Source organism: Kitasatospora sp. NPDC004531 (genome assembly GCF_053602195.1).
Map to the genome: position 1 here is coordinate 1 of NZ_JBSGDD010000034.1, position 20,912 is coordinate 20,912.

A 20,912-nucleotide genomic window follows, 5' to 3' on the forward strand; every position below is an offset into this window, starting at 1 on the left:
TAGTTGCCCAGGACGTCGAGTCCGACGCCGAGGTAGCCCCGGTCGACGCCGGGCAGGAACGTCAGGTTCGGATCGTCGTCGGGGAGCTTCTGCGCGTAGCCGAGACTGCCGCCGAACGCGCCCGGGTGGGTGAGCGAGACATCGCCGTTGACCAGGAAGAACGCGATCCCGTCGGCCGGGGTGGCGGGCGTGGTGCTCCCGTACTGCCACTGGTCGAAGGTCACGTCCAGCCCGTTGCCGGCGGGCAGGGCCTGGTCGAACAGGACCGCGCCGTTGCGGTCGTTGCCCGCGTCGGTCACCCGCAGGTAGCCGAACGGCGAGGCGTCCAACGGCGGCACCGGCCCGACCTCGGCCTCCGGGCAGCCGCCGAGCGGACGGCCGTCCGGCCCGAGAGCCGCACTCGGCGCGCCCGTCAGACAGGCGGACCCGACCGCGACGAACCTCGAATCCGCAGTGGCCCCCGTGAAGTCCTCCTCCAACAGCGACGCGGGGCCTGGCGGGTGCGGAAGCCTGGGCCGTCAGGGAGGCGGTCAGGCCCGCGCCGATCAGCCCGAGGGTCGCGACGGCGCCGAAGAAACGGGCTGTGCGGGACCAGTGCCGCAACGGCCCGCGGGAATGTCTCGTCATGGTGGTGACTATGCGCAACCACGCCGCAGGCTTATCGGTTTGTCATATCCGTGGCTCCATCGAACCGCCCGACGGTGCGAACGCACTCCACCGCGCTCACACGCCCGCGGCAGCGGCGAGCTGCTTCTCCAGGTCCGCCGGCGTCCGGTAACAGGGCATCACCTGGGCGATGGAGGCGTTCACCTCCCGGCCCTCGCGGACGGCGCCGACGAACTCGCGGTCCTGGAGTTCGACGCCGCTCACCTCGCCCGAGCCTGCAGGTGTTCGCGCCGCCCCCTGATCCTCAAGGAGAACGCCGCCCGCGTCCTCGGCCGCTGACCGGCCCTTTCGCCACCCGCGGCCGCCGCAGAACCGAACGGGTGAATGTTTCCACACGACTGGTTGAAGCCGAACGCTCACGGCTGGTATTCGACATGGCCGTCACTACGCTCATGACCAATGTGCCGTGCGGCATGTGCCGGAAATCTTCACCCCAAAGGTTGGAAGGTGGCGAAATGACGACAGTCCAGGTCGAGAATTTCGACGTGAAACTTGAGGTATTGGTGGCGGCGGAACTGGACCGGGTCGGAATCGACCGGGTCTCGCTCGCGATCTCCCGGACCCTGGCCTCCGCGCTGGAGCGGATCCGGGGCGGCGAAGAGGTCGCGGACCTGCTGGGCCTGCCGGCCCCCGTCCCGGCGGAGATCTCCGTGCAGGTGGTGCCGGCGGCGGCAACCGCGGCTTCCGCGGACCACGCGCTGCCCGTCCGGGTGACCATCGGCGGCGGGCCGGAGCTGTCGCGCCAGCGCCTGGACGCGGTGGCGGACGCGCTGGCCGACGTGCTGTACGAGTCCGTGCAGTCGCTGGAGGTGCCGGAGGAAGTGGTCCGCGTGCTCGGCGCTCCCGGCCGCGCCATGAAATTCGATCTCCGATTCGGTACGGGGGCCGATCCTTTGACCGGCCCGTCGGGCATGACGCAGCAGTACTGCGAGGCGGGCTATTACAGCTGGAGCAAGGGCTGTAGCAGCTGGCCCTGGTAAAAGCCGCCCGACATCCGACATCTCATGCGCACGAAAAAAGCCGCACATACAAAAGGAGACGCCCGATGCCCACGCTCGATGCGCCCGTCCTCGGCCCGATTCGGGTCGCCGACCGGCGTCGAGGCCGATTTCTGCTCGTCAATGCGGAATCCGGCGCATGGGGAGTGACGAATCGCCCCGGGCTGCTGGAGGTGACGGCGCCGGACTGCGCCCCCTCCGTCGCGGAGTTCCGCGACCGGCTCCTGGGCGAGCGGGCGGCGGCCGCGCAGGAGGAGTCGGATGCGCTCTTCGTCATCTACAAGTTGACGGACGCCTGCAACTTCCGCTGCGTCTACTGCTACGACCGTTCCTTCGCCCGGCCGAAGGAGTCGGCGAAGCGCAACGCGTCCGTGCGGGCGGTGCTCGACGAGGCGCTGGCGACACGTTCGGGCCGCATCCACGTCCTGTGCCACGGCGGTGAGCCGCTCCAGGAGTTCGACGAGATCAGAGCGCTGGTCGAGGAGTACTCGGCGTACGGGCCCGAGCGTGTCCAGTTCACCGTGCAGACCAACGGCAGCCTCCTCACCGAGGAGATCGTCGCCTTCCTCAACTCCCACGGGGTCGGGCTGTCGGTCAGCGTCGACGGGGTCGACCGCGAGGCCAACGCCCTGCGGATCGTGGGCGGCAGGCCGGAGCCGTACGCGCTGCTGCGGCAGCGGATCGACGAGATCGAGGGGCTGTCGGCGGACCGGCTCGGGCTCCTGGTGACCGTCGGCAGCCACAACGTGGCGACCCTGCCCAAGGCGCTGGTGCGCGCCCAGCAGGACGGGTTCCGCAGTCTCTCGCTGTCGTTCATGCAGGAGGTGGGGCCGGGAGCCCGCGGGGCCGGCCCCCAGCAGCTGGTCCGGATGCTGGCCGCGGTGGTGCGGGACATCGTGGCGGGCGAGTTGAACGACCTCGCGGTCTGGACGCTGATCGAGTGGGTGCACCAGGTGACGGCCCGGCAGGCGGAGCTCACCTGCATGACGTCGCCGTGCGGCGCCGGGCGCAGCGTGGTCACGGTCCTGCCCAGCGGCGAGGTGGGTCCGTGCGACTCGATCTTCGACCTGGGGTACTACGCGCCCGATCCGGCGGCGTACTCCGCCCAGTTGGCTTCTCCGCAGACCCGGCTCGGCGCGCTGGTCAGGCGCCCGCGGCATCCGGTCGAACCGTGCCGCTCGTGCGACGTGGGCGCGCACTGCAACGGGACCTGCCCGGGGAGCGCCATCCTCCAGTCCGGTGACCCGCTGGTGCCCGCCGGTGAGGAGTGCGCCTTCCACTACGCCTGGATCATCGAGTTGATGTGGGCCCTGAGCGATCCCGATCTCGGCCCCGGGTTGTTGCGGTACTGCGCCGCGCACACCGAGCGCCGCCAGGCGCTGCGCGCGGAGATGGCCGGTGCTCCCGTCCCGGCGGCCGCCAGGCGGTCGTCATGACGACTGTTTCCTTCCCCCGGTTCCGGGTCACCGAGACTTCGACGGCGCCGCGGCTGAGCCTGGACGGGGCCGACGGCGCCGAGCGGGACCTCCCGTTCGCCCCGGACCTGCTGCACGCCGCGCACCGCCTCGCGCAGGGCCCCGGCGAGGACGCGGGCGGGCGGCCGGACTTCCGCGAGGCCGCGTTCGGCCAGCTGGCCCGGTTCGCCCTGTGCGACGAGGGCAGGCTCAGCCGCTTCCTCGACTACGACTCGCTGCTCGCTCCGGACACCCCGCCGGTCCGGCCGCGCGAGGTGTCGCTGATCGTCACCAAGCTCTGCAACCTCCGCTGCCTGCACTGCTACAACGACTCCGCGCTGCGCGATCCGAACGAACTCGACGAGAGCGAGAAGGTCGCGCTGGTCGACTACCTGGGGCGCTGGGGGGTGACGATCCTCAACCTGACCGGCGGCGAGCCGACGATCGACCCGGTCTTCCCGACGATCCTCGACCTCGCGCGCAGGTACGGCATGGGCGTGAAGATCTCGACCAACGCCTGGCACGTCTCCGACGCCCTCGCCGAGGCGATCCGCAACGGCACGGTGCTCCAGCTGTCCGTCAGCCTCGACGGTGTGGACGCCGGCACCCACGACCACCTCCGCCAGCGCCGGGGCAGCTTCGAGCGGGTCGTCAAGTCCCTGCGGATGCTCAGGGACTGCCGCCCGAAGACCCTGGTGCTCAACGTGGGCATCCACCGCGGCTCCCTCGCCCAGATGGACGACCTGGCGCGGCTGGCGGCGGAACTGGGCGTCGACGTGCTGGCGTACAAGCCGGTGACGTTCAGCGGCCGGCCCGGTGCGGACGCCCCCTTCGTCCTCGGACACGCGGAGCTGGCCGAGTTCGCGAGCGCCCGGGACCGGCTGCGCGTCGAGTACGCGGGCAGGCTGGTCATCGACGGCAAGCTCACCGGGGACGAGGTGCAGCCCGAGCTCCAGGAGGACCTGCACTGCCAGGCGGCGCAGACCGCCATGGTCATCAAGGCGGACGGGACGATGCTGCCGTGCGACACGCTGTCGGGTGTGCCGGCGGCGCCGAACTTCCGTCGGACGGCCCCGATGACGGCGTGGCTGCGCGACCCGGTGTTCAGCTGGTTCCGGACGCTCCGCGACAGCAGTTCCGGCGGTGGCTGCGGCACGTCCGGCTGCCCCGGCACGGCGGCGAGCAAGCAGCTGGCCGCCGAGGGCGGCCGCGTCGCCTTCGTCCCGCTGCGCAGCCTGGGCACGCGGTAGCCGCGGGATGCTGCTCGGAGGCGATGCGCAGCACACCAGGATCCTGGCGGCGGCCCGCGCGACGGCCGCCCGCCTGGGCCTGCCCGGGGTGGACGCCGTCGTGTCGGCGTACCTGGACTGTCTGGGCGTGCCGGGGGTCGGCGGCGCCGCGGTCGTCAGTGCCGTCAGCGGCAGCGCCGTCCCCGCCGAGATCTCCTTCACCGGCCGCCCCGGGCGGCGGCCGGCGCTGCGTCTGCTGTCCGAGCCGCTGGAGCCCGGCGGCGGGGCGGTCGGGCGCTGCCATCTCGGGGCCCGGTCGCTGGCGCGCCTGCTGGCGCGGTTCGGCTGCTACCGGGAGCCGGAGCGGGCGGCGCAGGCGGTGGCCGGGGCGTTTCCGCCCGGCGGGGAGCTGACCCGGCTGCGGTGGAACGCCGCGGTGTGGCTCGCCCTGCGCACGGACGGCGAGCGGGTCGGTGTCCGGGCGTACGTCAATCTGCACAACCGGCCGGCCGGGGATCGTTACGGCCGGGCGATCGGCATCCTCGACGACCTCGGCCTTCCGGCGGACGCCGCGGCCGTCCGGGAGCTCGCCGACCTGATGGGGCTGTGGGCGACGCCCATCGGGCTGTCCCTGGACTTCGCGGAGGGAGCGGTCCGTACCGCGCGGCTGCACTTCAACGTGCGGTCGGTGGCGTCCCGCAGGCTCGCGCTGCTGCTGGACCGCACGGACCGGTCGTCGCACACCGCGGACGTGGTCGGGTTCCTCCGCGGGTTCGGGCTCGAACCGGGCGGTCCGGCGGAGCCGTTGCTGCTCTCCGTCGGCCTGGACGGGGGCGCGGTGGGGTCGGTGAAGTGCGATGTGTCGGTGCACGGCCACGGGCGGTTCACCACCCCGGACCTGGACGCCCTGGAGCGCCGCTTCGGGGCCGTCCCGGGGCGGCGGGAGACCGCGGACCTGTTCGCCGATCCGGGTCTGCTGCGCTATGTCGGCCTGACGGTGGACGCCCGGCACGGGCCGTACCTCAACGTCTACTACAGCGCGCCGGTGCTGCCGGTTCCGCAGGCGCGTCCTCGGCGGTCCGCCGCGAGCCGTGGTCCCGGGGCCGAGGTGCTGCCGGCCGAGGCCCGTTCGACGGCGGGGGTCTGCGAAGGCCGGAGCCACGTCGGGGCGGAGCTGCTGGTGGCGGCCCTGTCCGGGAAGGCGTCCGCCTCCGCCCGGTCCTCGGCCGTCGTGCCGGTCCGGGGCGGGGGCCTGGCGTGGGCGGGCGGGCAGTGGTCCGGGCGCGCCGATCCGACGGCCACCCTCAGCGCGGTCGGCGGCCTCGCGGCGGTGCCGTCGGTGGAGGCGGATCGGGGCGCGACCCGGGACTTCCTCCGGTCCTGGCTCTTCGACTCCGACCTGCCGGCCTGCGCGGCCGGCTGCCAGTCGGTGCTGCCGCTGTACCTGGCGTCGCGGGCGGCGGTCCTGCGGCAGTGGGACGGCCCGGCGGCGGCGCGGCGTCTGCGCTCCGCGGTCCTCGACCGGCGCCGGGACGACGGCATGTGGGGGGCGGCGGGCCCGGAGGCGCTGGAGACCGGGCTCGCCGTCCTCGCCCTGGGCGCACTGGGCGGAGCCGCCGCGGGGCCCGCCGACGCCCGCCGGGTCGCCCGTGCGCTGGCGGAGATGCGCTACCCGGACGGCGCCTGGTGCTGGGCCCCGCTGGTCTGCGACGGCCACCGCACCTGGTTCGGCCACCGTGCGGCCACCACCGCCGTGGTGCTACGCGCCCTGGACCGCCTCCGTCCGGGCCGGCGCGGAGAGGCCTGAGTCGCACTCGTCGGTCAGGCGCAGCTCGAAGATCTGGCTGCGCGGCACGGACACGCTGCCGATCCTCTTCCACGACCGGTCGAAGACGAGGACGCCGCCGTTGCCGGGGTCGCCGTCGGTGTGCCGGTTCGGTCCGCGCCGCTCGGAGGCGCCGACCAGCCGGACGTCGTGCCCGACGGCCAGGCCGCGCAGGAAGTGGCGGGAGCGGTGGGCGACCGTGCCGTTCACCACGACCTCGCCGGCGTCGCTGCGCAGGTACACCTCCTCCTCCGTGCCGCCGGACCGGTACCGGCAGTAGTTGTGGCAGCTGGTGCCGCCCAGCCGGCGGATCGAGCGGACGGTGAACTCCCGGTCCACTGTGTAGAGTTCGCTGTCCCGACCGGTGCGCCGGCCGTCGTTGTGGGCGACCAGGTGGAGTGAATCGCCGGTGCCGAACACGGAGTTGAAGTGCGCGTAGTTCAGCGAGGCCCGACCGTCGCGCAGCGGCCCGGCGGGCAGCGCCCGGGCGGCGGTCCGGCACCAGAGGCGGGGCGTTCGCAGCCCGGTCGTCGGGTAGGCGAGCAGCCGGTTGTGGTGGGTGTCGGTCACCAGGAGGTCTCCTGCCACCACGTCGATCTGGTGGACGCCGAAGTCCAGGCCCCACAGTGCGGTGCGGACGCCGGGGTGGTCGAGGCCGAACCGGACGATGCGGCCGTGGCGGCCGGTCCGCTCGAAGGCGTACCAGGTGTCCGCGTCCCGGGTCAGTCCGTAGTACCAACTGCCGTCCAGGAGGCGCTCGGCGCGGCCGTCGCGCACCAGCAGGAGACCGGCCGCGCTGGTGCCGATGAGGAAGCCGTCGGGGACTTCGCCGCTGAGCCGGACGTCCTGGGCGGGCGGCCGGGCCGCGAGACCGCGCAGCGGCCAGCGGTCGCGCACGCAGCCGACGTGCTCCGCCATCGACCGTAGCCAGCGCATGGAACGCACCGATCCTCTCATCGTCCTGGTCCGCTGCGGAGCAGCGCGGTCAGGGCCATCGCCGTACTGAAGATCCGACGGGTCTCCGCGTACACCGGGCCGGCGGCGGCCGCCAGTTCGGGCCGCCAGGGTTCGGCGCAGCCGGCGGCGACGACGCGCAGCGCGGGGGTGCTCTGCCAGCTTCCGTCCGCGCGCTGGGTCCGCAGCAGGCGGGCGGCGAACCGGGGGCGGGAGTCCAGGCCGAGGAGGGCGGCCACGGAGCAGCCGAGCGCGGTCTCCAGGGGATCGGACGTCCGCAGGTGGGCGGCGACGCGCTCGCGCGCGGCCGGGGGCAGCCGGGTGAGCAGGTCGAGGTCGGCGAGGCAGAGCAGGGTGACGTAGGCGCCGTACACCGTCGTGCGCCACCAGAACGCCGGCCAGGGCGGGTTCAGCTCCAGTCCGGCCGTCATGGTCGCCAGGCCGGCGGCGACGGAGCTGTCCGCGGGGCCGCGGACGGCGGCCAGGGCCCGCACGGCCGCGGGATGGACGTCGTGGTGGACGCGCCCCCAGGAGTGGCCGGGCGGGGCGTCTCGGTAGGTGAGGAATTCGCCGGTCGGGGACTGGAATCCGGTGAGTGCGGCGAGTGTCGCCGGGGCCACGCCGCCGCCGTGGGCGTGCAGGAACAGCACCGCGTGCGCGGTCGAGTCGCAGTCCGGGTCGAGGGCCTCGTTCCAGGCCCAGCCGCCGGGGAGTTCGACGCTGCGCAGGTAGTCGGCGCACCGTTCCAGGGCGCCGGGGAGGTCGGCCGGCGGGTCGACGAGCCCCGGTGGCACGGATCCGAGCGCCAGGCCGACGACCGCGCTCAGCCACGCCCCGGACGCCCCGGCCGACACGGCGAGGTCCCACCAGCCGCCTCCGCCGCACTGCGCGTCGAGCAGGTACCGGGCCGCCCGGCGGACCGCTGCCGACCAGGACGGCGCGTTGCCGGCGAAGCGCACGGGGCCGACGGCAGGGCGGGGAGGCGCGGGCCTGGCCTCGACGGTGACCGAGGTCCGGGCGTCGGTGGTGACGGACAGGCGGAGGGCGTCCGGCGGCCCCTCCAGGAGGTCCTCGCACAGCCGGAGGCCGACCGGGTGGAGCCGGAGGGCGTGCAGCAGGCGGTCGAGGGCGCCGAAGTCGGCCGGATCGCCCGTCGGGGGGCACTCGACGGCGGCGGTGAGCACGAACGGGCCGCCGGCCGCGGACGGGAGCTCGACCTCGTACGACACCCGGCGGAAGCGGGAGACGAAGTCGTCGAGCCGGTCCGCGGCCCAGCGGGTGCCGGTGTGCGCCGTCAGATCTTGGAGCGAGGCGCCGGCGAGGTGGAGCGCGGCCCGGTGGGCTCGGCCGGAGCCGAAGCGGACGGACATGCCCAGGAGTCGGCGGGAGTCGGCGGGCGCCGCCAGCAGGCGCGACAGGGCTTCGGTGTCCCGGTGTCCGCACCGGCGGGCGACCTGCTCGGCGAGGCGGTGCCCGGCCGGGGTGTCCCAGCGGGCGTGGCGGGTCGTCAGGCGCAGCGAGGCCCGTGCGTGCGCGGTGAAGCCGACTGCGACGGAGACCAGGGGCGCGGCGGAACCCGGCGCTTCGGCGGGGAGCAGCCGTTCGAGGACCGAGTCGTAGCACGACCACGGCGTGGCGAGGCCGCAGATCCGGTCGAGACGGCGGGTGAGCCCGGCCAGCGCGGAGGCCGCCGAGGCGTCGGCGGTCCGGTGGCGGCCGGCGAGTTCCACCTGTGGGGCGACGAGGCCGAGCGTCCCGGCCCGGTCGAGGGTGCTGAACGAGAGGCGCGGAGCCGAGAACGCACGGCTCCGCGCTCTGCTGGGCGGTGCCCCGGTGGGGACCTCACGGGTCAGCGCCTCGCGGCACGCCAGGAGCTGGAGTCCGACCGGGCCGGAATCCAGTCTGCGGAGGTACTCCGCAAGGGGGTCGTCGAGCGTCGGACCGGCCGCGTGGCCGCGGTGGGACCCGGTCATCGACGCGGCTACTTCTTGCGGCTCTCGACGGCGTGCACGTGCAGCCGAACAGGGGTGTCCGAGGGCAGGCCGAGGGTCTGGGCGAGGGTGTGCCGCTGGTCCGTGTATCCCTCGTCCCGCAGCAGCGCCTCACCGATCTGCTTGGTGATGAGGCCGACATTCTCTTTGATGATCGGGTGCGACTCGTCAAGCACGACTTGAATTGTCAGCTTGAATTCCTTTTCCTTGCCAGTCATCGGGATCTCCAAACGGAAGTGGAAAGCGCGGTGGCTCGACGATTGCACCGCGACGCCCCGGCCGTCAACCGATGGATTGCCGGATCGGCCCGGCTGAACCCGAATGGCTCACCCTGCGCCGCCGCGCCCGGGCGCAGGTGGGCCGGGGTGTCGCACCCGGTTCGATTCGTCGGCGCACGAATGGCACTGCCCCGGTCGCCCGTTCTCCGTGTTGCAGCTCCCTGGGCCGGAGGATGTACTCGTGCCCGGGTGCCCACAACGGGCCCAGGAGAGGATTCCAGCAATGACCGAGAAATCGACCGGTTCGGGCCGGTGGAAGTGTATCGACGACGTTTCGGACGATATCCGCGCCGAGCCGTGGAGCATGTACTGGCGCGAATGGAAGAGCGAGAGCGAGGAGTTCGGCCGTTTCCTGCGCGAGCCCGTCAAGGTGCTGGCGGACGAGGTCCCGGGCGTCGAGCGGGACTGGACCGTGACGTCGACGATCGCCAACCACCACGTGGGGATCGGGGCCAGCCCGATCTGCATCGTCGCCGTGTCCGTGCCGGAGGAGCGCCGGGTCTACCTGTGGATGTACAAGCACGCGCCGCAGTGACAGCCCCGGGGGGCGCCGGGTTCACAGCCGCAGCAGGTGGATGAAGAACGTGCCCGCGCGGTCCTCGATCAGGTGGACGGGCACGCAGCCGGCCTCCTCGTACACCGCCACCCAGCCCGCCCGGTCGCCCGGGGGGACGCCCTGGCCGGAGATCACCTGGACGACGTCGTGCAGGGCGTGCATCCGCGGCCAGGGCGGTTCGCGGCGGCCGACCTGGCCGTAGTAGTCCGCGACGAGCAGCGCGCGGCCCGGGAACAGCTCCCGCAGGGCGCGGAGCCAGGCCACCGCGGCCGCCTTGCCGTCCGCGAAGAACTCGTTCAGCAGGCTGGTCGCGGAGATCGCCCCGATCCGCTCCCGGAGCTCGGCCGGGAGCGTCCGCGCCAGCCGGGTGCAGTCGCCGTGGAGCACCGTCACCCGGGCGGCCAGGCCCGCTTCGGTGAGGCTGCGGCGGGCCCGTTCGCACATGGCGGCGTTGGCGTCGAGGCCCCAGCCGGTGAAGTCCGGGCTGCGTTCGGCGAGGTCCCGCAGCAGGGTGCCCGTCCCGCAGCCGAGGTCGAGCAGCCGGTCGAGGCCGAGCCGGTCGGCGAACTCGGCCAACAGCCCCAGGGCCGGGGAGCGGTCGAGCGCGGCGAACGCGGCGGCGTGCCGGGCCCGGTCGACGGCGTCCGGGGCCGGCCGCGGGTCGCGCAGAAGGGCGCGCAGCTGCCGGGCGTTCGGGCCGTAGGCGCCGATGTACTGGTCGAGCAGGCCGCGGGCCTGCGCGTCGTACCGCGCCGTGGCCCGGTAGCCGTCCGGGGTGTGTTCCAGCAGGTCGGTGCGGGCGGCGGTGTAGTCGAGCAGCGTGCGCAGCCAGGCCGGGTCGAGCCCCGTCCGGCCGGCCACCTGCTCGGCGGGCCCGGGGTGCTCCAGCGCGGCGAGCACGCCCTCCTCGTGCAGCGCGGCCACCGCGTGGGCCAGGTGGAAGCCCTCGACCAGGTCGAGGGCCGACAGTCGCTCAGCCATGGACGCCCGCCTCGACCGGGCGGCCGGCGGGAACGAGGAGGCCGGCGTCGGCGAGCCGCCGCAGGTGGTCCTCGTCCGGCTCCCAGCCGCCGGTGAGCTCGCCGATGGCGGCGCGGACCGTCTGCTGCGTGCTCGGGGTCCGGAACAGGCTGAGGACGGCGTGGGTGGCCGGGTCGATCGCGTAGTCGCGGCAGCCGGATCCGGCGGCGAGCAGGACGCGGCAGCCGAGCTCGCCGGCCTCCCGCTCGGTGAGCGGCGGGGCGTCGGCCGGCAGGGCGCGGATGCGGTCGAGCAGCGCCGCGCAGTCGTGGATGCCGTCGAGCAGGACGGCGCCCGGCGCCAGCGCGTACCTCGGTCCGCCGTCCTCGGCGCGGGCGGCCGGCGGTCCGGGCAGCGGCCGGGCGGCCCGCAGGCCGCGCGCGTAGCGGACGAGCGAGTGCGCGTGGTGCCGCTCGCCGAGCGCGTGGTCGACGAAGGCGCGGACGAATCCGGTGTCCACCGGGCCGTCCCACCCGGTCTCCTCCCGCCACCCGCGGGCCCGGGCGGCGAACACGCTCAGCCGCCCGTCGAAGTGCCGCAGCAGGTAGCGGGCGACGGTGTGCCCGAGCTCGGTGAGGGCCTGGTGCAGGTCGACGGCGAAGACGTGGTGGCCGCGCGGCATCGCGCCCGGGTAGTAGTGGTAGGTGGGGAAGAGGTCCGGGTGTTCGCGGACCCGGGTCTCGTCCTGCGGGTCGAGCAGCCAGCCGTTGAACTCGGTGCGGTAGCCGTCGTACCGCAGGGTGTCGCCGCGCGCCGCGTACTGGGCGGTGCCCGGTTCGGGCAGCAGGACGTGCAGTTGGGTGGTGCAGGCCCGGCGGGGGCGGCGCAGGCAGTCGCCGAGGAGGTCGAGGGTGGCGTCCTGGTCGGCGGGTTCCTCCTCGGGGTGGCCGGTGATGAAGGAGACGGTGGCGGCGATGCCGAGGCGTTCGGTGCGGTCGAGCGCCGCGTCGAGGAGGCCGAGGTCGAGCCGCTTCTTGATGACGTGCTGCAGGCGCGGCGAGCCGGTCTCGATGCCGAAGTAGAGAGAAACGCAGCCGGCTTCGGCCATCCGCTCCAGCAGTTCGGCGTCCACGCAGTCCACCCGGGCGGAGACCCGCCAGGTGTAGCCGCGGCCGCGCACGGCGTCGCAGAAGTCCACGACCTTGCGGCGGTTGACCGTGAAGAGGTCGTGCTCCAGCTTGAAGTCCCTTGCACCGTAACGGTCGTGGAGCCGGTCGAGGTCGGTGACCAGTCGGCCGGGCGTCTTCAGCCGGTAGGAGCGCTGGAAGAAGGTGGCGGTCGAGCAGAAGGTGCAGCTGAACGGGCAGCCCCGGCCGGCTTCCACCCTCAGGTAGTCGAGCGGGAGTTCGTCGACCGGGTACAGGTCGTAGGCGGGCTCGGGGAGGGTGTCGAGGTCGGAGACCAGCGGGCGGCCCTCGGTGGAGCGCAGCTCGGCGGCGAACGGCGCGGTCCGCCAGGAGATGCCGGGGACGTGCTCGAAGCCGCGCCGCGGCAGGCTCTCCAGGACGGCCGGGAGGGTCTCCTCGGCCTCGTGGCGCACGACGACGTCGAAGCAGGGGAAGCGTTCCAGGATCTGCCGGTGCAGCATGGTCGCGTGCGGCCCGCCCAGCAGGACGGGCAGCTCGGGCGCAGTGCGTTTGAGCTGTTCGGCGACCCGCAGCGCGAAGATGAAGCTGCAGCCGAGCGTGGTGAAGCCGATCGCGTCCGGCCGGTCGGCGAGCAGGGCGTCGGCGGCGCGCCGGTACAGGGTGGCGTCGTAGTCGAGTCGGCCGGTGCGGACGAGGCGTTTGGGGTCGTACACGGTGACGTCGTGGCCGGCCCGGCGGGCGACCGCGGCGAGCGAGATCAGCCCGAGGTGGGGGTGGACGTCGAGGGCTCCGAGGTCGTGGTGGCCGGGCAGGACCATGTTGTCGGCGAGGGTCAGCCGCACCGGTGCTCTCCGATCGGGGACGGGGCCGCACCGCCGAGGGTCAGCAGGTGCAGGTCGGTGAATTCCTGGAGTGCGACGGCCAGTTGGTCGGCGTCGCAGGGTTCGCCGGTGGCGGCGGTCAGTCGGCGGGCGAGGCCGCCGACGGTGGTGCGGCCGTCGACCAGCGCGAGCAGGTGCGCGGCGAGCGGCGTGACCTCGGTGACGCGGACCTGCCGGGTGGGTTCGTCGCGCCAGTACAGCAGGGTGGGGCGGTCCGGGCGCGGCGGGCGTCCGGTGGCGAGGCCGCCGGATTCGATCAACTCGGCCAGCGCGCGGGGGTGGTGGCGCGCCGTGCGGATCGCCTGCGCGCCGGTCCGCCGCGGGACGGCGCCGCGGTGCGGCGCGGAGGGGGCGGCGGCGGGCCCGCCCTCGGCGTGACGGAGGCGTTCGACGGTGAGTTCGTGGCCCAGGGCGTCCCGGATCACCGCGTGCACCGGGTCGTCGTCGACGAGCCACCCGTCCAGGAAGTCGGCGAAGGCGGTCAGCCGGCCGCGCAGGTCCGGGCCGGCGGTTCGGGACAGCCGGGCGAAGTGGGGCGCGTAGGCGGCGAAGGCCTCGATTTCGAGGTCGGCCTCGGCGAGCGCCCGCAGGGTGAGGGGGAGGATCCGGCGCAGCGGGTTCTGGCGCACCATGGTGACGAAGCCGGCGAAGCGGCGCAGCGCGGCCAGGTCGATGGCGTCGATGACCGCCGCGTCCTGTTCCGTCCCGCCGCCGCCGTTCCGGGCCGTCCAGCTGTCGATGAGGCCGGGGTCGGCGAGGCCTGCGGCGATGTGGGCGTGGACCCGGGGGCCGGTGAGCGGGCCGGTGCGCTCGCTCATGTGCCCACCAGGTCGCGCACGCGTCGCAACTGCTGTTGCAGCGGGCCGAGTTCGGGGAGGTGCGGGGCCCAGTTGTACTCGAAGGTCACCGCCCGGGGCCGGGACCGGCGCAGGGCCTGGGCCAGCAGGTCGAAGACGGGTTCGGGGGCGGGCTGCGCGTGGTCGTCCCAGGCCGTCCCGGACTGGGACTTCAGGCCGGAGAGGTGCACCTCCACCACCCGCTCCAGCGGGAGCCGTTCCAGTTCGCGGGAGGCGTCGAAGCCGAGGTTGATCGCCGAGATCAGGAAGTGCGTGAGGTCGAGCAGCAGGTCCAGCCGGTCGTTGCGGTCGCACAGCCGTGCGGTGAACTCGACCAGTGACATGGTGCTGCCCGGCACCGGGAAGTACTGGGGCGGGTTCTCCAGGATGATCGGCACGGGGTAGCGGTCCTGGAGCGGCTTCAGGTTGTCGAGGACCTGCTCCAGGCTCTGCTCGCTCAACTGCGGGCAGACCGTGTAGGTCAGGGACGTGGGGTCGGCGGCCGCCCCGCGGCCTGCGGCGTCCGGCTCCGTGGCCTCGGCCCTGATGTAGGCGAGGTGTTCGCCGATCCAGGGGGTGCGGGTGCGCTGCCGCCAGTGCTCGACGGCGGCCAGGGTGCTCTCCTCCGGCGGGACGAAGCCGCCGACCGACATGCTCGCGCAGTGCAGGACGAGCGGGATGTGCTGCTGGATGTCGGCGGTGGCGGGGGCGTGCCGCAACTGCTCGAACGGGATCTCCACGTAGTCGAGGGCGCCGGGCAGCCGCTCGACGAGCTCCGAGACGTACGGGCTGTGGGCCATCCCGACGGCGGTTTCGGTGCGGCCCGGGTCGAAGTACTCCACTCGTCTCCTCAGCTCTCCTGCTGTCGGCCGGCGGCCTCCCCGGACACCCGCCGGGGAGGCCGTCGGCATCACGGTCAGTCCCAGAGGTAGCCGTCCTCGGCACGGATGTTGCCGCCGAGGATGTCGATGCTGGCGTTGTGCGCGGTCATCTTGAGATTGCCGTTGCGCAGGCAGGCCGCGATGGCCTCCTTCTTCTCGTCGGTGAGCTCGAAGCCGAGCTCGACCTTCGGAGAGCGGAGTTCGATGCGGTGTTCCGCCGCGACTCCCCGCACCGTCGGACCGCGCGCCGAGGACGGCTCGCCGCCGTTCTTCTGACTCATACAGATCACCCCTTTCGGGTAGGAACCTCACTGGATGACCCATATGCCCGCAAATCCGGACGTATTGTCAAGGACCGGGCACAGATGGCGAGTTAGCGTCGCTCGGATGGGCCGACGGCGGCGGGCCGGGCGGATCAGGGCAGTCGGACCAGCGCGCGCAGCGGCCCGCCGACCCGCCCGCCCGCGGCGGGGCCGCGGCCGGGCTCGTGGACCAGCACGCGCACCTCGCCCGCGGGGACGAGCGTCGCGCGCAGCCGCCAGTCGATCTCCTGGTCTCCGGCCAGGGTCAGGTCCCAGCGGCGGAGGATCGCCGCCAGGGTGCCGGTCAGCGCCTCCATGGCCGGCCTGCGGCCCAGGCAGGAGCGGGCCCCGGCGCCGAACGGCAGGTACTCGAAGGCCGAGGGGCGCGCCGATCGCCAGCGGCCGGGGTCGAAGCCCGCGGCCCGGGCCTCGCCCGCGAAGGCCCGGTGGGAGGCGAACGGGGAGATCAGCAGCTCGCACCGCCGCGGCAGCGGGCGTCCGCCGAGGACGGTGGCCCGGGTGGTCACCCGCACCATGACGGCGTTCGGCGGCAGCACGCGAAGGCTCTCCCGCACGACCGCGTCCAGCAGGCCCGGGGCATCCCCCGCCGAGCGCAGCCGCGTGCACAACTGCGCTCGTGCGGCGGGCAGTTGGGTCAGCAGCAGCACGGTCCAGACCAGTGTCGCGGCGAGCGGCTCGCTGCCGGCGAGGAAGAGCGCGCTGCCGTGGGCGGCGAGTTCGTCCTCCGGCAGCGGGCGCCCGGCCTGGTCGCGGACGCGGCTCAACCGGGCCAGCAGGCCGTCGTCGTCGCCCGAGGTGCGGTGGTGGTGGATCCGCGCCCGGAGGCCCTGGTGCAACTCTTCGCCGGCGGCGCCGAGTTCGGTGTACAGCCGGGCCCGGAGTCCGCCGTCCGACGCGCCGGTTGCCGCGTACTGGCGGCGCAGGGCGAACACCCGGTGGCAGGCGTCGCCGAGGACGGGGGCCGCTCCCCCGGCGCCGAACAGCAGGCGGGCGACGATCGCCCGGGCCAGCCGGTTCATCTCCGCCACCAGGCCGATGGCCTCGCCCGGCCGCCAACTCCCGGCCACGGCCTCGGCTTCGGGGCAGCGCCCGGCCGACCGGAGGGAGAACAGCGGTCCGAACGCCCGGCGGCGGTGGCGGTGGACGGCGCCGCTCATGCTGAACACCCCCGAGCTCAGCGCGCCGATCACCGGCGGCAGTCCGTCCCGCTCGGCCATGGTGGCCGGCGGGCCGAACGTCGAGGAGTCCAGCAGGACTTGGCGCACGACATCGGCGCCGAAGGCCGCGACGCACCCCGCGGTGCCGAGGTTCCGGGAGAACACCGGCACCCCGTCCGTCAGCACCGCCGGATCGCCCTGCGACTGCCGGGCCGCCAGCAGCGTCGCCAGCGGATCGGCGAGCAGCGCCCCGAACTGGCCCGCGCCGACGGGTCGGCCGCTGTGGTGGGAGAGCACGCGCCCAGCTTGGCAGCCGCCGGTGGCGCACGCTGCGGCAACGCGCCGTGGGCGGCCGCCACGACCCCGGGTCGCGAACTCGCGCAGCGGTGACGGCCGGCGGTCGGGCCTGGCATATCCTCTGGCACAGGCAAGCAGTAGGGCGATCGGGCGGTGATCCAGTGGCGGCAGTCGACCATCGGCGTGCCCGGACGGCCGTCGTCGGCGGCCCGGGCGGCGCGGTGAGGTGCCGGTGAAGCGCGGGGGTGTGGCGCGGATGCCGGTGGTGCGGGTCTGGGTCGTCCGCGAGCGCCGGAGGCTGGTGCGGGCCTCCTTCCGGCCGTCGCTCGCGGCCGAGCGGCGGGACGTGCCGCTGCCGACGGACGCCGAACTGCTGGAGTTCCTCAGCAGTTTGGCGGCCGGCCGGACCAGGGAGGCCGTGCATATGGTCGGGACGCCGCAGGGCCTGGCCTTCTGCCGCAGGGGCACCGAGGGCTCGGTGCCGGTGTCGGGCTCGGTGGCGGCCTACGCGGAGACCTTCCACGCGATGGTGCGCAGGGCGAACCGGAAGCTCGCCAAGGCGGCCGCCCCGGCGGACGCCGAGGCGGTGCGGGCCCGGGCCATGCGGATCGGCAACGACCGCAACGCCGCGATCGGGCGCGAACCGGTCCGGCCGCCGCTGCCGGGGACGTCCAGCGTCGACGCGGTCTCCGGCGGCCTCCCCGGCCAGGGGCGCCGGTCCGGCTGAACGCGCGGCGCGTCGGCCGGCGCTCAGGCCTCGGCGGCGGCCGCCTCGGCCCTGCGGGTCGCCGCGCGGGACATGGCCCCGAGGACGCCGCGCAGGTCGGTGCGGAGGCTCTCGTCGGTGACCCGGCCGTCCTTGATCCGGGTGCCGGCGGAGGGGATGGACATCGATTCGGGCAGGACGTCGGCGTCCATCATGCGCAGGGTCTCGGTGGTCCAGGCCCGGGCCCGGGCGCCGCCGCGGGGGGACGGGGAGGCGGTGACGACGGCGACGGGCTTGCCGACCAGTTGGCCGCCGCCGACGATCCATTCGAGGGCGTTCTTGAGGACGCCCGACATGCCGGCGGCGTACTCGGGGGGTGGTGATCAGCACCGCGTCCGCGGCGGCGAGTCGGGCGCGGAAGGCGAGGACGGGGGCGGGCGGCCCGGCCAGCTCGACCTCGTGTTCGAAGTAGGGCAGCGCCGCCAGGTCCTCGATCAGGGTCATCGAGCAGCCGGGCTCGCAGAGTTCGGCGGCGGCGCGGGCGACCGCGCGGTTGAGGGAGCCCGGGCGCAGGCTCCCGACGATCGCGACGAACCTCATGACGAACCCCCGACTCCGGTGCGGACGACGCCCATGGTGACGCGTGACGGGGTCCGCCGCAGCGGAGCGGTTCAGGTGGCCAGGAACCGCTCGTGGAACACCTGGCAGCCCGGGGCGGCCCGCCGGACCGCGTCGACCATCGGCGGGGGGCCGCAGACGTACAGGTCGGGGGCGGGTCCGGTGTGCTCGGACAGCGCCGCCGCGAGCAGGTCGGCGGGGGTGCCGACCGGGCCGGTCCAGCCGGCGTCCGGCTCGCGCACGCAGCACTCGTGGGCGAAGCCGGGGAGTTCGGCGGCGACCGCCTTGAGCTCCTCGGCCCCGAACAGCTCCGCGGGCGTGTTGGCCCCGAGGAACAGCCGGACCGGCTGCGGGTCCTGCCACTCCGCCATCTGCCGGGCCATCGCCAGCAGCGGGGCCAGGCCGGTGCCGCCGCCCAGCAGCCAGCGCGGGCGCAGGCCGGTCTCGTGCAGGCCGAACGCGCCCTGCGGTCCGTGCACGGTGAGCGGGTCGCCGGGCCGGGCGTGTGCGGCGAGCGGGCCGGAGAACGCGCCGTCGGGCCGCAGCCGGAGGTAGAACTCCATCCGCCCTTCCCAGTTGCCGGTGTTGGCGAGCGAGTAGGCGCGGCGGACGCCGCTGCCCGGCCATTCGAGTTCGACGAACTGCCCGGCGTCGAACTGGCAGTCGGGGCTGTCGGTGAGGGCGACGACGAGGTGCAGGATGCCGTCGGCGACGGCGGTGAGCGAGACCACCTCCCCGGCGCGCTGCGGCACCCCGCCGTACAGGATCCGCGACTGCGGGTACGGCAGCGCGGCGGCCAGCGGCCCGCAGGGCACGGTGCGGCACAGCAGCACGCCGCCGTCCGCCGCTTCGTCCGGGCCCAGCGCCTGCGGGCTGTGCAGCCCGAGCTCGTAGCGGCCGGAGGTGACGGTGGCGTGGCACGACCCGCAGGTGCCCTGCCGGCAGGAGGCGGGCAGCGCGGCCCCGGCCTCCGCGGCGGCCTCCAGGACGGTGCTGCCGGGCGGGCAGCACACCTCCAGCCGCTTGCCGTCGGTGGTGGTCAGCACCACCTGGTGGCCGCTCACCGCCCGGCCGCTTCGAGGGCGGCGGCGAGGTCGGCGGCCGGGTCGCCGATCACCCGCAGGTCGAAGCGCCGCACCAGCGCGTCGACCAGGTCGGGGGTGAGGAAGGCGGGCAGCGTCGGCCCGAGGTGGATGTCGCGGATGCCGAGCGCGAGCAGCGCCAGCAGCACGGCGACGGCCTTCTGCTCCGTCCAGGACAGCACCAGCGTCAGCGGCAGGTCGTTGACCTCGCACTCGAACGCCTCGGCCAGGGCGGCGGCGATCCGGATCGCGGAGTGGGTGTCGTTGCACTGGCCGAGGTCGAGCAGCCGCGGGATGCCGTCGATGTCGCCGAACCGGTGCCCGTTGAAGCGGTACTTGGCGCAGCCGAGGGTGAGCACCACGGAGTCGGCGGGCGCGCCGGTGGCGAACTCGGTGTAGTAGTCGCGTCCGGGCGTGGGGCCGTCGCAGCCGCCGACCAGGAAGAAGTGCCGGATGGCGCCGCTGCGGACGGCGGCGGTGACGCGGTCGGCGACGGCGAGCACGGCGTCGGCGCCGAAGCCGACGGTGAGCAGCTGTTCGGGGGCGGCCGCGGCCTCGGGGGTGAATCCGGGCAGGGCGCGGGCGGCCTGCAGGACGGGGGTGAAGTCGCCCTGGGCGAGGTGGCGGACGCCCGGCCAGCCGACGGGGCCGGTGGTGAAGATCCGGCGGCGGTAGCTGATGTGCGGTTCGACGATGCAGTTGGAGGTCATCAGGATCGGGCCGGGGAACGCCGCGAACTCGCGCTGCTGGTCCTGCCAGGCGCCGCCCCAGTTGCCGACCAGGTGCGGGTGCGCCTTGAGCAGCGGGTAGGCGTGGGCGGGCAGCATCTCGCCGTGGGTGTAGACGTTGACGCCCTGGCCGGCGGTCTGCTCCAGCAGCTTCTCCAGGTCGTGCAGGTCGTGGCCGCTGACCAGGATCGCCTTGCCGGCGACCGGTGTGGTGCGGACGGCGGTGGGCTGCTGGGCGCCGTACGCGCCGGTGTTGGCGGCGTCCAGCAGCTCCATCGCCTTCAGGTTGAGCCGGCCGAGGCCGACCGCGCGTTCCAGCAGGTCGGCGGCGTCGGTGGGCTCGCCGGCGAGGTGGGCGAGGGCGTTCTCGACGCCGGCGAGGACCTCGGCGCTCTCCTTGCCGAGGACGTGCGCGTGGTGGGCGTACGCGCAGATGCCCTTGAGCGCGTACAGGTGCAGCGAGCGCAGGCCGACCACGTCGGGGCCGACCAGGGCCAGGCCGGCGTCCACCCGGACGTCGGCGGCCTGCCGGGCCAGCTCGTCGGGGTCGTCGGCGGGCTGCCAGGCGGCGGGGCCGGTGAGGTCGCGCGGCTCGTGCCCGGCGGCGCGGGCGGCCTCCCGGTAGCGGTTGCGGGCCCGGTCGCGGTGGGCGACGGCCTGCTGGAGGAGGGCGCCGAAACGGGACGGGTTGAAGTTGACGTTGGTGAGCGTGGTGAAGACGGAGAACAGCAGGAACCGGGCGGCGTCGTCGTCCGGGGCGCCGAGCGCGCGCGCCTCGGCGGCGTACTGGGCGACGCCCTTGGCCGCGTGGATCAGCAGGTCCTGCAGGTCGGAGGTGGCGGCGTCCTTGCCGCAGTTGCCGATCGCGCCGGCGCAGCCGGGCACCGTGCCGGTGCGGTCGGTCTGCTCGCACTGGTAACAGAACATGCGGTCCTCCTGGACTCGTCCACGCCCCGGGGCCGATGGGACCCCACGCACGGGCGTTCCTCCACGCTAGGGAGCCGCCGGCGGCGGCCGCTGGTCCCGGACGTCCCGCCGCCCGGGGCCGTCGGTCCCGTTCGACGGGGCCGCGGCCGGGCCGCAAGTCCCTTGCCGGGGCTGCCGGTTCGGCGGGTGTTCGTTACCGCTGGATGAACAGCGTTGTGCCCGGTCTCGGCGCGGGGTTACGGTGCGGGCGGAGCCGGTGGCGGAGGAGGTGGCGGCGGTGCGGTTCGAGTGCGTGCGCGCGGCCCTCCGCGGGCGGGTGTTGGCCGCCCGGCTGCACGTCGACCTGCTGCGGGTGTGTGCCGCGCTCTGTCCGGCGTCCCCGTTCGCCGTCTGATCCCGACGCTCTCGCCCCCTCTC

Annotated in this window: 20 protein-coding genes and 2 pseudogenes; 7 read left to right on the forward strand and 15 right to left on the reverse strand. The window is 74.3% G+C overall.

Translation table 11 applies throughout. The annotated features are described in order from the left end of the window. Together ACWEMJ_RS16220 and ACWEMJ_RS16225 are read right to left on the reverse strand one after the other, a co-directional pair. Positions 1-338: pseudogene (locus ACWEMJ_RS16220) on the reverse strand (hypothetical protein); the annotation flags it as partial. 385 nt (positions 339-723) lie between these two features. Beyond that, the gene (locus tag ACWEMJ_RS16225) at positions 724-870 is read right to left on the reverse strand and encodes a hypothetical protein (protein WP_452137688.1); all 147 of its coding nucleotides are present in this window, start codon (positions 868-870) and stop codon (positions 724-726) included. A gap of 251 nt (positions 871-1,121) precedes the next feature. On the opposite strand from ACWEMJ_RS16225, the gene ACWEMJ_RS16230 reads away from it, so the two are divergent. From ACWEMJ_RS16230 to ACWEMJ_RS16245, 4 genes are all read left to right on the forward strand, one after another. Then, complete coding sequence (locus ACWEMJ_RS16230; protein WP_452137689.1) at positions 1,122-1,646, forward strand: hypothetical protein; 525 nt, start codon at positions 1,122-1,124, stop codon at positions 1,644-1,646. A 164-nt stretch (positions 1,647-1,810) separates the two neighbouring features. Further along, positions 1,811-3,100: a radical SAM protein gene (locus tag ACWEMJ_RS16235; RefSeq protein ID WP_452137690.1), complete on the forward strand. Its 1,290-nt coding sequence runs from the start codon at positions 1,811-1,813 to the stop codon at positions 3,098-3,100. Further along, on the forward strand, positions 3,097-4,368 hold the full coding sequence (locus ACWEMJ_RS16240) for a radical SAM protein (protein WP_452137691.1): 1,272 nt from the start codon (positions 3,097-3,099) through the stop codon (positions 4,366-4,368). The genes ACWEMJ_RS16235 and ACWEMJ_RS16240 overlap by 4 nt, the downstream gene beginning before the upstream one ends. Before the next feature lie 7 nt (positions 4,369-4,375). Then, positions 4,376-6,154 (forward strand): hypothetical protein, encoded by a 1,779-nt coding sequence (locus ACWEMJ_RS16245; protein WP_452137692.1) that lies wholly within the window; start codon positions 4,376-4,378, stop codon positions 6,152-6,154. On the opposite strand, the gene ACWEMJ_RS16250 is transcribed toward ACWEMJ_RS16245, so the two are convergent. From ACWEMJ_RS16250 to ACWEMJ_RS16260, 3 genes are read right to left on the reverse strand one after another with little or no spacing between them, the layout of a single operon-like run. Beyond that, positions 6,107-7,108: a hypothetical protein gene (locus tag ACWEMJ_RS16250; RefSeq protein ID WP_452137693.1), complete on the reverse strand. Its 1,002-nt coding sequence runs from the start codon at positions 7,106-7,108 to the stop codon at positions 6,107-6,109. The two genes, ACWEMJ_RS16245 and ACWEMJ_RS16250, sit on opposite strands and share 48 nt — an antisense overlap. Before the next feature lie 17 nt (positions 7,109-7,125). Then, complete coding sequence (locus ACWEMJ_RS16255; RefSeq protein ID WP_452137694.1) at positions 7,126-9,099, reverse strand: hypothetical protein; 1,974 nt, start codon at positions 9,097-9,099, stop codon at positions 7,126-7,128. 8 nt (positions 9,100-9,107) lie between these two features. Continuing rightward, positions 9,108-9,293: a hypothetical protein gene (locus ACWEMJ_RS16260; RefSeq protein ID WP_452137695.1), complete on the reverse strand. Its 186-nt coding sequence runs from the start codon at positions 9,291-9,293 to the stop codon at positions 9,108-9,110. Between the two features lie 325 nt (positions 9,294-9,618). Between ACWEMJ_RS16260 and ACWEMJ_RS16265 the strand changes: the two genes are divergently transcribed. Continuing rightward, positions 9,619-9,930, forward strand: a complete 312-nt coding sequence (locus ACWEMJ_RS16265; protein ID WP_452137696.1) for a hypothetical protein — start codon at positions 9,619-9,621, stop codon at positions 9,928-9,930. 21 nt (positions 9,931-9,951) lie between these two features. Here the strand turns inward: ACWEMJ_RS16265 and apyS are convergent, their stop codons facing one another. The 6 genes from apyS to ACWEMJ_RS16295 all read right to left on the reverse strand — a co-directional run bounded on the left by apyS (position 9,952) and on the right by ACWEMJ_RS16295 (position 16,434). Next, on the reverse strand, positions 9,952-10,932 hold the full coding sequence (apyS, locus tag ACWEMJ_RS16270) for a RiPP biosynthesis methyltransferase ApyS (protein WP_452137697.1): 981 nt from the start codon (positions 10,930-10,932) through the stop codon (positions 9,952-9,954). Then, on the reverse strand, positions 10,925-12,901 hold the full coding sequence (gene apyD, locus ACWEMJ_RS16275) for a RiPP biosynthesis radical SAM protein ApyD (RefSeq protein WP_452137698.1): 1,977 nt from the start codon (positions 12,899-12,901) through the stop codon (positions 10,925-10,927). The genes apyS and apyD overlap by 8 nt, the downstream gene beginning before the upstream one ends. Beyond that, positions 12,892-13,758, reverse strand: coding sequence for a RiPP maturation protein ApyI (gene apyI / locus ACWEMJ_RS16280; protein ID WP_452137699.1), 867 nt, complete (start codon positions 13,756-13,758; stop codon positions 12,892-12,894). Before apyI ends, apyD begins: the two co-directional genes overlap by 10 nt. After that, positions 13,755-14,618 (reverse strand): multinuclear non-heme iron-dependent oxidative enzyme ApyH, encoded by an 864-nt coding sequence (gene apyH, locus ACWEMJ_RS16285; protein ID WP_452137700.1) that lies wholly within the window; start codon positions 14,616-14,618, stop codon positions 13,755-13,757. Before apyH ends, apyI begins: the two co-directional genes overlap by 4 nt. Positions 14,619-14,692: 74 nt before the next feature. Next, positions 14,693-14,938: an aminopyruvatide family RiPP gene (gene apyA / locus ACWEMJ_RS16290; protein ID WP_452137701.1), complete on the reverse strand. Its 246-nt coding sequence runs from the start codon at positions 14,936-14,938 to the stop codon at positions 14,693-14,695. Between the two features lie 134 nt (positions 14,939-15,072). Next, positions 15,073-16,434, reverse strand: coding sequence for a cytochrome P450 (locus tag ACWEMJ_RS16295; protein WP_452137702.1), 1,362 nt, complete (start codon positions 16,432-16,434; stop codon positions 15,073-15,075). 232 nt (positions 16,435-16,666) lie between these two features. On the opposite strand from ACWEMJ_RS16295, the gene ACWEMJ_RS16300 reads away from it, so the two are divergent. After that, positions 16,667-17,161 (forward strand): hypothetical protein, encoded by a 495-nt coding sequence (locus ACWEMJ_RS16300; RefSeq protein WP_452137703.1) that lies wholly within the window; start codon positions 16,667-16,669, stop codon positions 17,159-17,161. Positions 17,162-17,184: 23 nt separating this feature from the next. On the opposite strand, the gene ACWEMJ_RS16305 is transcribed toward ACWEMJ_RS16300, so the two are convergent. From ACWEMJ_RS16305 to hcp, 4 genes and pseudogenes are all read right to left on the reverse strand, one after another. Next, positions 17,185-17,496 (reverse strand): NADPH-dependent FMN reductase, encoded by a 312-nt coding sequence (locus tag ACWEMJ_RS16305; RefSeq protein ID WP_452137704.1) that lies wholly within the window; start codon positions 17,494-17,496, stop codon positions 17,185-17,187. Positions 17,497-17,572: 76 nt separating this feature from the next. Continuing rightward, positions 17,573-17,740 (reverse strand): annotated as a pseudogene (locus ACWEMJ_RS16310) (NADPH-dependent FMN reductase); the annotation flags it as partial. A gap of 71 nt (positions 17,741-17,811) precedes the next feature. Then, entirely contained in the window at positions 17,812-18,822 is a 1,011-nt protein-coding gene (locus tag ACWEMJ_RS16315; protein WP_452137705.1) for a 2Fe-2S iron-sulfur cluster-binding protein, read from the reverse strand. Then, positions 18,819-20,495: a hydroxylamine reductase gene (gene hcp, locus ACWEMJ_RS16320; RefSeq protein ID WP_452137706.1), complete on the reverse strand. Its 1,677-nt coding sequence runs from the start codon at positions 20,493-20,495 to the stop codon at positions 18,819-18,821. The genes ACWEMJ_RS16315 and hcp overlap by 4 nt, the downstream gene beginning before the upstream one ends. A gap of 256 nt (positions 20,496-20,751) precedes the next feature. Here hcp and ACWEMJ_RS16325 point away from each other — a divergent pair, with 256 nt between their 5' ends. After that, the gene (locus ACWEMJ_RS16325; protein ID WP_452137707.1) at positions 20,752-20,889 is read left to right on the forward strand and encodes a hypothetical protein; all 138 of its coding nucleotides are present in this window, start codon (positions 20,752-20,754) and stop codon (positions 20,887-20,889) included. Positions 20,890-20,912 lie beyond the last annotated feature (23 nt).

What these genes read in the sequence shown, in the direction of transcription:
- apyS (WP_452137697.1), bottom strand. Translation starts at nt 10,932, where the DNA reads ATGGCTGAGCGACTGTCGGCCCTCGACCTGGTCGAGGGCTTCCACCTG.
- apyI (WP_452137699.1), bottom strand. Translation starts at nt 13,758, where the DNA reads ATGAGCGAGCGCACCGGCCCGCTCACCGGCCCCCGGGTCCACGCCCAC.
- apyA (WP_452137701.1), bottom strand. Translation starts at nt 14,938, where the DNA reads ATGAGTCAGAAGAACGGCGGCGAGCCGTCCTCGGCGCGCGGTCCGACG.
- ACWEMJ_RS16305 (WP_452137704.1), bottom strand. Translation starts at nt 17,496, where the DNA reads ATGTCGGGCGTCCTCAAGAACGCCCTCGAATGGATCGTCGGCGGCGGC.
- ACWEMJ_RS16240 (WP_452137691.1), top strand. Translation starts at nt 3,097, where the DNA reads ATGACGACTGTTTCCTTCCCCCGGTTCCGGGTCACCGAGACTTCGACG.
- ACWEMJ_RS16250 (WP_452137693.1), bottom strand. Translation starts at nt 7,108, where the DNA reads ATGCGCTGGCTACGGTCGATGGCGGAGCACGTCGGCTGCGTGCGCGAC.
- ACWEMJ_RS16245 (WP_452137692.1), top strand. Translation starts at nt 4,376, where the DNA reads ATGCTGCTCGGAGGCGATGCGCAGCACACCAGGATCCTGGCGGCGGCC.
- ACWEMJ_RS16230 (WP_452137689.1), top strand. Translation starts at nt 1,122, where the DNA reads ATGACGACAGTCCAGGTCGAGAATTTCGACGTGAAACTTGAGGTATTG.
- hcp (WP_452137706.1), bottom strand. Translation starts at nt 20,495, where the DNA reads ATGTTCTGTTACCAGTGCGAGCAGACCGACCGCACCGGCACGGTGCCC.
- ACWEMJ_RS16265 (WP_452137696.1), top strand. Translation starts at nt 9,619, where the DNA reads ATGACCGAGAAATCGACCGGTTCGGGCCGGTGGAAGTGTATCGACGAC.
- ACWEMJ_RS16255 (WP_452137694.1), bottom strand. Translation starts at nt 9,099, where the DNA reads ATGACCGGGTCCCACCGCGGCCACGCGGCCGGTCCGACGCTCGACGAC.